This window comes from Halorubrum vacuolatum (assembly GCF_900188065.1).
Lineage (GTDB): Archaea > Halobacteriota > Halobacteria > Halobacteriales > Haloferacaceae > Halorubrum > Halorubrum vacuolatum.
Genome location: NZ_FZNQ01000051.1, coordinates 1 through 3,777, shown reverse-complemented (window position 1 = coordinate 3,777; position 3,777 = coordinate 1). Strand labels below are relative to the sequence as shown.

Genomic DNA, 3,777 nt, shown 5'->3' with positions numbered 1-3,777 from the left:
ATTGGCAATTCACCACTGATGAGGCTCGTATCAAATTACGCCAGCTCTATCCAGTTGAGACGAAAAACTAGTCAGACTACGTTTGAACCACCACTTAGACGTGGATTGTGATGAGGTTTGGGAGAACGAGCGCACCCCAACACCCGTCAGGGTGTTCGGGGTGCAGCTGCATTCGATGGGGTTGTCGGTTCGAGAAGTCGTTGCAACCCTCGAATTACTCGGTGTTGACCGCTCTCACGGCGCAATCTGGAACTGGACGCACACGTTATCAGAGGCGCAGAGCGACCCGCCGACGGCGGAGCCGTCGCGGGTCGCGGTCGACGAGAAACAGATCGAGGTCGACGGAGAATAGAAGTGGCTGTACGCCGCGATCGACACAGAATCGAAGCTACTGCTCGAAATCGACGTCTACAGCCGCCGCGGGACTGACCCCGCGGCGGCGTTTCTCCATCGATTACAGGAGAAACACGATCTCGACGAGACAGAGTTTCTCGTGGATGCTGGTGGCTATCTGACTGCCCTCGCGCATCAAAAATTGAGCGGTCGGCTCGACTACAGCGACCGAAACCACGTTGGAAAATGGTTTCAAACCGTCTCAATGCGAATTGATCGCTTTCATTCCTTCTGGCAGGGCAGTCCGGCCAGCGCACGCCGCTGGCTGAGACGCTTCAGACACCACTATAACCACGACCGACCGAACCAAGCACTGAATGGCCGCACACCAGCCGAGGAGGTACTGAACTAGACAGTGCCACTAGATTCAACCGATCGTCTCGCCAACTAGTAGACTATTTTATACTTTTCGTGATCCCGTTGCAGGCATACGAGCGGTATGCTCAAGTAGATTGGCTGAAAGCGATATCATATGAGACGAGCCATCGTCGATCAGGACATCACGCCGACCGATCAATTGCTCGCTGGCCTACCAGATGACTGGGAGGTAACGGTTGGTATTGAGAATTCCAGAGACGCCGTAATCGAAGCGCTCCAGGGAACTAACGTAGCATTCGTGACCTCACGAGTACCAATGTCTCGTGATGTAATCGAAAATGCCCCGAAACTGGAGATGATTGCCAAACTCGGAACTGGCATCGACAATATCGACTGCAAAGCAGCCGCCGAGCACAGTATACCCGTTACCCACACCCCTGGATATAATGCGCTCTCAGTAGCTGAACATACACTCTGTCTTACGTTAGCGACAGCCCGTCGGTTGACGGCAGCACGGAATCTGATCGAAAATAGTGAGTGGCGTGACTCGTACGACCTCGGGATGCGGGTCTCAGGGACGAGCGTCGGAGTTGTCGGCTTTGGAGACATTGGCAAACGATTTGCGAGACTCCTCTCGGGATTTGACGTGGAGATTCTCGCTCACGATCCATTTGTCCCAGAGATCGATACCGAACTCGTCGGTGCGACGATGACCGATCTAGACAGCCTGTTACGGCAAAGTGACATAATCGTATTGACTACCGAATTCACAGAGGAAACTCGAGGATTAATCGGTGATTCAGAACTATCGAAAATGAACTCCTCGGCAATTTTAATCAACACCGCACGCGGCCCTGTTGTCGAGGAGGCGGCCCTCATAGACGCTCTCCGGAAAGACTCGATTGGGGGAGCCGGTCTCGACGTGTTTACGACTGAACCGCTCGATTCCAATTCGGAACTACTCGAGTTCGACCATGTCGTGGTGACTCCGCATATCGCCGCGATGACCACTCCAAGTCGGATCAAGAGCATTAATAGACTTACAACAAACGTCAAGAAGCTATTTGACGGGGCGGAGGTCCCGGAACGATACATGGCTACGCCGTTCTGAGATGAAATCAGGCCCTCATTTTGAGCGGCAGGAACGTAATTTATGAAGATATATTTTTCTGCAATCACCAATTTGAGAATTTCAGACGGATATTGTATGTTGGCTATCCCATTAATTCATAGGGAATATAGGTAACAACGGATGGGAAGAATATACACACGAAGAGAATGACCAGAACAGGTATATAATATGGAACGACAGCTTTCATCTGTCGCGTTTCGAGTATTTAAAACCGGCGTGAGCCGGTAGTGACGGCCTGATGTCTGTGATTGGTGATCAAAGGTCAGGGCCGTCATCAAGAGAAACGAACGCAGGCAACTTCAATTCTACCCACTCCGTTTCGAGGGAATTGTACTCGCTGCTCGACGCAGTCGACAGCGAGTCCATTGCCGATCAGTTCGATATCGGCAAGTACAGTTCAACGCACGACTTCGACAACCATCTCAAAGTCGCAGTCCGTGAAGGCCTTGACCCATCAACTTCTCTCGCTAAACTTGCGGACAAAATTGAGACTGACGAACAACTCGAAGCAATGGCTGCTTCCACATTCTCCCGATACACGAACGACCGCGACTACCGCGCGGTCGTTCGCTGTCTTTTCGCGCTGCTCCACACGCCACAGCTGTATCATCAACGTGCCGTCCAACGAAAACGACTCGAATGGCTTACTCGCGGTGTTGTTGCTTTTGACGCAACAAACCTCGAACTCACTCGTTCAGTCGTCGTCTCTGACGAGTTCGTCGGAGACGACGAGCAATCCTACGAGATTGACACAGAAGATGGCGGACTTGAGCTTCACTGCGCCGCGCGTGTGGATGGTGAACACAAGCACCCGCTTGGTGCAACTGTGACAGAGGGCCAAACCCATGAAAGTCCGCAGTTTGACCATCTCAAAGCCGATGTCGAGGTCTTCGCAGACCTCGACTCGGTTATCTGGGTGTTTGACCGTGGATACACGCGCTATCATCGGTTTTGCGAACTCAAACACAGCGACGATGACTTCGTCACACTGCTGCGGTCAGATGCTCGGGTCGACGTTCTGGAGCGCGTCCAGAACGTCGAAGTCACCGACAAGAACGGAACGAGACAGATCCGCGATGAACGGATCGGACTTGCCGAGACTGGAGAGACGTTTCGTCGCATCGTCTTGGAAACACCAGATGGAGAAGAGATCGAGTACCTGACGACGCTGGCGTCGTCAGCGTACGATCCCATCGACGTGATCAGCATCTACACGCTTCGGACAGTGATCGAGATTCTATTTCGTGAACTGAAGCAGTATCTGAATATCGAGAATTTTCACTCGAAATCGCTGAACGGCGTCTTGTTCGAGTTGTTCGCTGCGTTGATTGGGCTGGTGCTGATCTACTGGCTGCGGCAGCGCCACCCGGTGAAGGGTGGCGTGCCGCGAACAATCCAGAAAGTCCGGACGCACTGGAACAAATCACTGGATACGTTCGGTTGAGCTGGTCTCAGGTGGCTGGGTCAGCCGTCGCCGCCAGCGACGGCTTTGGCCAGAGCAGTCGAAAGACACCGTATTGACACAGGGAATCTTCTCATTCACTGCTTCGGGCCGGTTACAATCTCGTCTGATCAGGCCATTTTCGTTCAGACAGCACACTCATCTTGCTCTCGCAGAAGTCGTTCTCTCGGTGGCTTTATCAACTCGAAACGCGACAGGAAACGAGTTTATGGACGAATAATAATAAACATTTTGATTTGGGGGTTGAAGCTATTACGGCTGGGAAGTACCAAGCAGTGATGAATCGGTAAACGGTGGTGCATTAATCGACTGGGACTGAGCGCCGCACTGAAAGCGGTGGACACCCTCCACTGAATGGTATATAGGAACACGACATTCTGCTGCGTTGAATAGCGATCTTATCTACCGATATCACTGGTTTAGAAGGATGAAGCCGAGGAAATCGAGCTTGGTATGGAGATCGATATCCTTG

2 protein-coding genes and 1 pseudogene are annotated in these 3,777 nt (G+C 52.3%); all 3 read left to right on the top strand.

Translation table 11 applies throughout. The annotated features are described in order from the left end of the window. Window positions 1-82: 82 nt before the first annotated feature. A pseudogene (locus tag CHB65_RS16550) lies at window positions 83-745 on the top strand (IS6 family transposase). A gap of 120 nt (window positions 746-865) precedes the next feature. After that, window positions 866-1,822: a 2-hydroxyacid dehydrogenase gene (locus CHB65_RS16545; protein ID WP_089386112.1), complete on the top strand. Its 957-nt coding sequence runs from the start codon at window positions 866-868 to the stop codon at window positions 1,820-1,822. Between the two features lie 259 nt (window positions 1,823-2,081). Beyond that, the gene (locus CHB65_RS16540) at window positions 2,082-3,287 is read left to right on the top strand and encodes an IS4 family transposase (RefSeq protein WP_089386111.1); all 1,206 of its coding nucleotides are present in this window, start codon (window positions 2,082-2,084) and stop codon (window positions 3,285-3,287) included. Window positions 3,288-3,777 lie beyond the last annotated feature (490 nt).